This window comes from Streptomyces sp. TP-A0356 (genome assembly GCF_001417775.1).
Classification (GTDB): domain Bacteria; phylum Actinomycetota; class Actinomycetes; order Streptomycetales; family Streptomycetaceae; genus Streptomyces.
The window spans coordinates 479,743-486,656 of record NZ_BBZJ01000015.1; the positions used below are offsets into that span (position 1 = coordinate 479,743).

6 protein-coding genes and 1 pseudogene are annotated in these 6,914 nt (G+C 70.6%); 1 reads left to right on the forward strand and 6 read right to left on the reverse strand.

The annotated features are described in order from the left end of the window. Positions 1 to 2 precede the first annotated feature (2 nt). From ASC56_RS10770 to ASC56_RS10795, 6 genes and pseudogenes are all read right to left on the reverse strand, one after another. On the reverse strand, positions 3 to 1,076 hold the full coding sequence (locus ASC56_RS10770) for a recombinase family protein (RefSeq protein WP_055491029.1): 1,074 nt from the start codon (positions 1,074 to 1,076) through the stop codon (positions 3 to 5). After that, positions 1,040 to 1,672, reverse strand: coding sequence for a recombinase family protein (locus tag ASC56_RS10775; RefSeq protein ID WP_079102415.1), 633 nt, complete (start codon positions 1,670 to 1,672; stop codon positions 1,040 to 1,042). The genes ASC56_RS10770 and ASC56_RS10775 overlap by 37 nt, the downstream gene beginning before the upstream one ends. A gap of 223 nt (positions 1,673 to 1,895) precedes the next feature. Then, complete coding sequence (locus tag ASC56_RS10780; protein ID WP_055491098.1) at positions 1,896 to 3,197, reverse strand: alpha/beta fold hydrolase; 1,302 nt, start codon at positions 3,195 to 3,197, stop codon at positions 1,896 to 1,898. Positions 3,198 to 3,349: 152 nt separating this feature from the next. After that, positions 3,350 to 4,375 (reverse strand): LacI family DNA-binding transcriptional regulator, encoded by a 1,026-nt coding sequence (locus tag ASC56_RS10785; RefSeq protein WP_055491031.1) that lies wholly within the window; start codon positions 4,373 to 4,375, stop codon positions 3,350 to 3,352. 80 nt (positions 4,376 to 4,455) lie between these two features. Continuing rightward, positions 4,456 to 5,300, reverse strand: a pseudogene (locus tag ASC56_RS37250) (BNR-4 repeat-containing protein). 16 nt (positions 5,301 to 5,316) lie between these two features. Next, on the reverse strand, positions 5,317 to 5,637 hold the full coding sequence (locus ASC56_RS10795; protein ID WP_055491033.1) for an L-rhamnose mutarotase: 321 nt from the start codon (positions 5,635 to 5,637) through the stop codon (positions 5,317 to 5,319). A 160-nt stretch (positions 5,638 to 5,797) separates the two neighbouring features. On the opposite strand from ASC56_RS10795, the gene ASC56_RS10800 reads away from it, so the two are divergent. Then, a partial coding sequence (locus ASC56_RS10800; RefSeq protein ID WP_055491099.1) for an IS630 family transposase occupies positions 5,798 to 6,914 on the forward strand: 1,117 nt, incomplete at its 3' end.

The window sequence follows — 6,914 nt, forward strand, 5'->3', positions numbered from 1 at the left end:
GCTCAGGCTGCCCCCGTCCACTCGATGCGCACCGACTCGGGGTTGAAGTACTTCGATCCGGGCGCCCACCCGGCCGTCCGGCCGGAGGTCGCGGGCAGGATCGTCACCACGGACAGGACGGCGACGATCTCGCGCCGCCGCTCCAGGCTGTACGCCCCGCGCCACCAGGTCAGCGCCTCGTCCGGGTCGGCCTGATGACGTTTCACCAGCTCCGGCAGGTCGATGTCCTCGAACGCGCCACGCCCGGCAGCGGCCGACGCGGCAACGGCCTCAGCCATCTGCTGCTCGACGGCGGCGATCTTCTCCTTGATCCTCCGGGCAGCCGACCGGTACTCCACGGGGTCGGAGTCGTCGTCGTCAGCGAACGCCTCGGCCAGACCCCTGAGGCGGGCCGTCAGCGCGGCGTGCCGGGCGCTCAGGTCCCCGCTGGGCTGTGCCTGCGGGGCCGGAGGCCAGAACGGATCACGCACCGTCTCCCAGACGATCTGGGCGATGATGATCCGCTCCGCGTGCTCGTCCACGGCGCTGGCCTGGCGGGACACGTGCCCGCCGGTACGGCATGTGTAGACCGAGCCATTGCGGGAGGTGCCCCGGCCGGTGGTCTGCACGGGGCCGCCACAGTGGCATCGGTACAGGCCACCACCCAGGTACTTGCGGGTGGGTCCGGGCGTGGTGCGGCGTGCGGGGCTCTTGAGGACCGCGTCACAGATCCGCCACGTCTCCTCGTCCACGACCGGGAGCCACGCCCCCCTACCGGCCTCGGCCCCGTCGACCTCCATGATCCCTGCGTTGCGGGGCCTGCGCAGCAGCTTGAGCAGCGTGGTCGGCGTCCAGTCGCCAGGGGTTGGCTCGGTGCGGGTGCCGTCGGGCAGACGCTTGCGGCGGGCGGGGGTGCGGACACCGGCAGCCTGCCATGTGCGAAGCACAGAGCGGACCGACTGGCCGTCAGCGACCATGCGGGTGGCGTCCCGCAGGTGCCACGCCTCGGACCCCTCAGCAAGGTCAGGCTCCGCCGTGCAGCCCTTCGGACACGCAACCGTCACCGCCGTGATGGCGGCCCCGTCCTCGTCGCGCACGACCGAGACGGTGAAGCCGTCGGTGGCGCCGCACTCAGGGCAGACCAGGGAGCGCGGGGTGATGCCGTCGGCCTCGTACCCGAACGGTCGGCCGCCGCTCCGGAATGTGCCGTCACGGACGTTGTCCTTCTTGGCGTCGGCCACGCGTTCCCGATCAGCTCGGACTCGTACTGCGCCTGACTGGCGGCGTCCCGGGCCGACTTGCGGCCGTCGGCCGTCGACAGGTCGAACCGGCCTGCCTTGACAGTCTGCACGTGCAGGTTGAGCCGCTGCACGAGGTCGTGGAAGTGCAGGTAGTCCTGGCGGGTCTTGGGCTCGTACAAGCGCCGGTACAGGCGGGTGGGGGCGAGGGCCAGGACGCCGTCCGCGTGCCCGGCCTCCAAGTACTTGATCATGTTGGCGTAGTCCGGCCGGAGCTTGCCGGAGTACGCGCTGCGGTCGTCGTCCACGAACACCTTGACCACGTCGTCGCCGTTGCGGTCGGCGAGCTTGCGGCACTGTGCCTCCCGGCGCGTCACGCCGTTCTGGCGTCCCTCGCGGTCGTCGCTGATGCGGGCGTAGATCACCATGCGTCGCGGCTGCTGAGTGCGTGTCATCGATGCCTCCTCGGGGCTTACTTCGAGTGTCGCCCTAAGGGGGGTCTACCCGAATACCCGACGACACCGGCGAACTGCTGCCGGACGGCCGGGCGGTGGCACCGCTGCGTGTGGCGGACCGCACCGGCAGCTGAGCCGCCGGGTCAGGCCACCGGTGCCGTGAGGCCGAGCCGCTCGGGAAGCGGATCGCGGGCTGTGGGTGCGCCGGGCGGCAGGGGCCGGGTCAGGCCTCGTCCCGCATCAACGCCAGCAGCCGGTCCAGGACCCGGGAGCCGCCCGCGCGGACGCCGTCGTGTTCGAACTCGTCCGTGACCCAGGTATGCAGGCCGCGGATCGTACGGGCCGTCTCCAGGGCGTGGCCGGTGTCCACGTACATGTCGTCGTGGTAGATCGCCGCGGCCACCGGCACCTCGTTGGCGGCGAGGCGCGCGCGGTCGTACAGCGGGGTCCAGTCGGTGCGCCCGGCGAGCAGGTGCGCGGTCTCCCGCAGCGGTCGCAGCGCCGGGTCGTTGTCGAACATCCAGGGGTGCACCGACTCGCCCGTGAACAGGAGCGGTTCGTCGTCCGTCAGCGTCTTCGCCGCGTCGAACTGCGGGAACTCCGCACGCACCCGCTCCGCCGACCAGGCGGTGGGCCGGTCGTCCTGGCCGTAGATCGCCTCGTGGACCAGCGCGTAGAGGGGGTGGCCCGCGTACGAGAGGAGGCTTTGCACCTCCTCCTGGAAGGCGTCGGAGAGCGCGAAGCCCTGCCCGGTGCGGACGAAGGCGTCCTCGAGGAGGAAGTGCAGGCGGTGGCTGCCCTCGCTGCCGCCGAGCAGGATGCCGAGGGACTGGAAGGCTTCCACGGTGAGCCGGTAGCCGCCGGGAAGGACCGGCTCGTGCTGGAGCAGGTGCTCGGCGATCCGGCGGGCGCGTTCGACGTCCTGGGGGTAGCGCGCGTAGTGGGCGTCGACCTTGCGTTCGATGCGTGGGTACGCGGCCCGGTAGACGTCGTCCGCGTGCGCGTCGAGGGAGGGCAGCCCACCGGTGATCACGGCGGCGCCCAGACCCTCGGGTGCTGCCGACAGGTAGTGCACGGTGCAGAAGCCGCCGAAGCTCTGGCCGAGGACCGTCCACGGGGCACCGCCGGTGACCTGCGGGCGGATGGCCTCGCAGTCGCGGACGATGGAGTCCGCGCGGAAGTGGGTCAGATACTCGGCCTGCTCGCGGGAGCCGCCGCGCAGGGGGAGCGTCTGCCGGTTGGCGGGGGTGGAGGAGCCGGTGCCGCGCTGGTCGAGGAGGAGGACGCGGTACTCCTCCAGGGCCCGGCCGAGCCATGCCTGCTTCCCGATGAAACGGTTGGCCCCGAAGCCTGGTCCACCCTGGAGGTAGATCAGCCAGGGCAGGTCGTCATCCGCCTTGCCGCTCGCGACGACCTCCCGCGCGTACAGCTCGATGGTCTCGCCCGCGGGGTCGTCGTGGTCGAGGGGCACGGTGAAGCGTCGGTCGGTGAGGACGACGCCGGGCTGGCGATAGGTGAGGCTCAACAGGGCTCCCGAGACGGACGGCTTCCAGGCCGCGTCCCAGTTCAGCACATGTTCCCGGGGCGTCGGCGCCCGGGGATCGAGAAGCCCGTTTACTGCCCGGCGCTCAGCCGGTCGCCTCGCCCGTAAGACGGCGGCGGCGCCGCGGGAAGGATTCAGCGCGCCGCCAGGCTGGAGCGGCGCACCACCAGCTCGGGCTGGAGCACGACCCGCCGGTGTTCGTGCGTCCGCGCCCCGGCCTCCGCCTCGGTCTCCTCCAGGAGGAGCTCCGCGGCCAGAGCGCCCATGGTGACCGCGGGCTGCCGCACAGAGGTGAGGGGGACGGCCGCGGCGGCGGCGAACTCGATGTCGTCGTAGCCGACGATGGCCAGGTCGTCGGGGACGCTCACCCCGGCCGCGTACAAGGCCTGCAGGACGCCGAGGGCGAGCAGGTCGTTGGCGCAGAACACGGCGGTCGGGCGGTCGGCGAGCCCGAGGAGCCGGGCACCGGCGTCCCGGCCCGCGGCGACATCGAGGCGCTCGGTCGGCAGCTCCCGCAGCGCGTCGGGCCCGAGCCCGGCCTCGGCCAGCGCGTTCAGTGCGCCGGTGCGGCGGTCCCTGACCTGGTTGAGTCCGGGCGGACCGCTGACGTAGGCGATGGAGCGGTGGCCGGCATCGACCAGATGCCCTACGGCCAGGGCGCCGCCCGCCACGTCGTCGACCGAGACCGAGCACTCGGTGGTGCCTTCGGCGACCCGGTCGACCAGGACGAACGGAATCCCGTGGCGGCGGAACGTCGCGATGTTGCGGCCCGTCGCGTCGGCGGGAGTGAGCAGCACGCCACGCACCCGCTGCTCGGCGAAGAGCGCCAGGTACTCGGCCTCCTCCGCGGGGCTCTGCGCACTGTTGCAGACCATCACACCGAGCCCGGCCTCGCGGGCGGCCCGCTCGGCGCCGCGAGCCACGTCGACGAAGAACGGGTTGCCCATGTCGAGGACGAGCAGTCCCATGATCCGGCTGCGCCCGGCGCGCAGCTGCCGTGCCGACTCGCTGCGGACGTAGCCGAGCCGGTCGATCGCGGACAGCACACGCGCGCGGGTCTCGGAGGCGACCGTCTCGGGACGGTTGATGACGTTCGAGACCGTACCCACGGAGACTCCGGCTGCGCGGGCGACGTCCTTGATACCCACCGACTGGGCCATCAGGCGAGGACCTCCAGAGGGGAGAGGAGCGGCGGGCAGGCCTTCACATTACCCGCCCGCCACCCCCGTTTCGGACTCGGTCAGGCGGGCAGCGAGAAGTCGACGACGTGCAGCGCGGAGGGCGTCGCACCGCTGGACTCCTCCTGGTACATGAAGGACAGGACGTTGTCGGCCCTGACCCTCGTCTCGTCGATCACGACCTCGCCGAAGGCGTACTTGTCCAGGACCAGTTTGGTGCGCCGGCTCGAGTTGAGCGCGACGGGTATCTCGGTCTTGGTCCAGGTGCCGGAGGAGTTCTTGCGCAGGTGGAAGGGTCGGCCGCCCGCGGTGCGGTCGGCGACGTGGTCGGCGGTGCACTGGCCGAGGCGCCCGGGCACATAGCTGATGATCGCGTGCGGCAGGCCGGTGGAGTCGGTGAACTGGCTCTCCTGGTTCATCAGGCAGTGGTCCGGGGTCAGCGGATCGACGACGAGTCCGCCGTCGGTGACCCCCACCTTGTCCGAGCCGCCCGTGGCGCCGACGACGGTGCCGGAGTCGTTGCGCCAGGTGCGGCCGCGGTCGGTGGAGTACACATATCCGGTGTCGTGGTTGGTGATGCCGCCGCTGTTGCACATGCCCCGGGGTCGTCGAGCAGTCCGGCGGCCGTGGACCAGGTGGTCGCGCCGAGAGCGCGGCGTGCGACGACCGCGTTGCGGGTCGCGGTGTACCAGGCCGCGTACTGGTACCCCCGGTAGGTCAGCAGGCCGTTCTTCTGGAACGAGTTGTTGTTGACCAGTCCGTCGTACGACACGAAGTAGACGGCCTGGGCGTCGAGTCTGCTGCTGCCGGTCCGGGTTACGGAGGGGCCGGAAGTGGCCGCGTGCGCGCTCCCTCGCGCGGCCACCGCGGCCGGCAGCGCGGTCGCCGGCACGGTACGTCGTCTCATGGGCACGTCTCCGGGTTCAGGCGAGGTGGAACACTTCGGTGAGCGGTTTCATGGCCTCGTCGGGCGCGGCGCCGTCCAGCGCTTCGAAGAACGGCGCCATCTCCGCCTGCCAGCGTGCGTTGACGTCGGTGACCTCCATGCCCGCCCGGGCCGCGGCGAAGTCCTCTGTCTCCAGGTAGCCGACGAGCAGTCCGTCCTCGCGCAGGAAGAGCGAGTAGTTGTGCCAGCCGGTCTCCGAGAGTGCCTGGAGCATCTCCGGCCACACCGCGGCATGGCGCTCGCGGTACTCGTCGAGCCGGTCCGCCCGGACCTTCAGCAGGAAGCACACGCGCTGCATCGACAGCCCTCCGATTCAGGGATGTGGGGCGACCAGGGCGCTTCTGACGGATCTCCGCGGCGTCAGAAGCGCCCTAGTGCCGCATCAAGCAACGTTCGCCCCGCGATGAGGCGCCGCTCTGTTGCTGTCCTGGGCGGCGCCGGACGGCCAGAATGATCGCGTGGCTGAACGTGTGCAGGTCCGGGAGATCGATGACGACGAGGGCAGGCGGTTGCTGCGGATCGTCCGTAGGGGCACCGGTTCGGTGGTGACCTGGCGGCGGGCCCAGATGGTGCTGTTATCCGCGCAGGGCATGCCCGTGGCGAAGATCGCCGAGGTGACGTTCACCAGCCCGGACCGGGTCAGAGATGTGATCCACAACTTCAACGCGGACGGGTTCGACTCGCTCTATCCGAAGTACAAGGGCGGTCGGCCCAAGACCTTCAGCCTCCCCGAACGCCGTGAGATCAAGAAGATCGCCAAGTCCAAGCCGGCCGAGCATGGCCTGCCGTTCTCGACCTGGAGCCTGGCCAAGCTGGCCGACTTCCTGGTCGCCGAGGGGGTGGTCGACGACATCAGCCACGAGGGCCTGCGGGCACTGCTCCGCGAGGAGGGCGTCTCGTTTCAACGCGTGAAGACCTGGAAGAGCTCACGCGACCCCGACTACGCGGCCAAGAAGGCCCGCGTCGAGCACCTCTACGCGATCGCCGACGGGGAGGTCGTCCCCGAGGACGGTGAGCCCGAAGTCGTCTTATGCCTCGACGAGTTCGGGCCACTCAACCTCCAGCCCCACCCCGGTCGGCACTGGGCCGAGCGCGGTGGGAAGCATAAGGATCCCAGCCGCGGGCCCCGGCCCCGACGCCGGGCGACCTACACACGACCACACGGGGTCCGCCACCTGTTCGCCGCCTACGACCTGGGCAGGGACAAGCTCTACGGCCACATCAAGCCGAAGAAGAACCGGACCAGATTCTTGGAGTTCTGCCGCTACCTGCGCAGCCTCTACCCGCCCCAGATCCGCATCGCGATCGTGCTCGACAACTTCTCCCCGCACCTGACCACAAAGAAGGACACCCGGGTCGGCGACTGGGCAGCGGCCAACAACGTCGAGTTCGCCTACACGCCGACCAACAGCTCCTGGCTCAACCGCATCGAAGCCCAGTTCACAGCCCTGCGCTACTTCGCTCTCGACGGCACCGATCATGCCAGCCACAAGGAGCAGGGCAGCATGATCCGCCGCTACATCATCTGGCGGAACAAGCACGCTGCCGACGAACGCCTACGCGAGGTCGTGGACA

Coding starts and splice junctions, on each gene's coding strand:
- ASC56_RS10775 (WP_079102415.1), bottom strand. CDS start 1,672: ATGACACGCACTCAGCAGCCGCGACGCATGGTGATCTACGCCCGCATC.
- ASC56_RS10785 (WP_055491031.1), bottom strand. CDS start 4,375: ATGGCCCAGTCGGTGGGTATCAAGGACGTCGCCCGCGCAGCCGGAGTC.
- ASC56_RS10795 (WP_055491033.1), bottom strand. CDS start 5,637: ATGCAGCGCGTGTGCTTCCTGCTGAAGGTCCGGGCGGACCGGCTCGAC.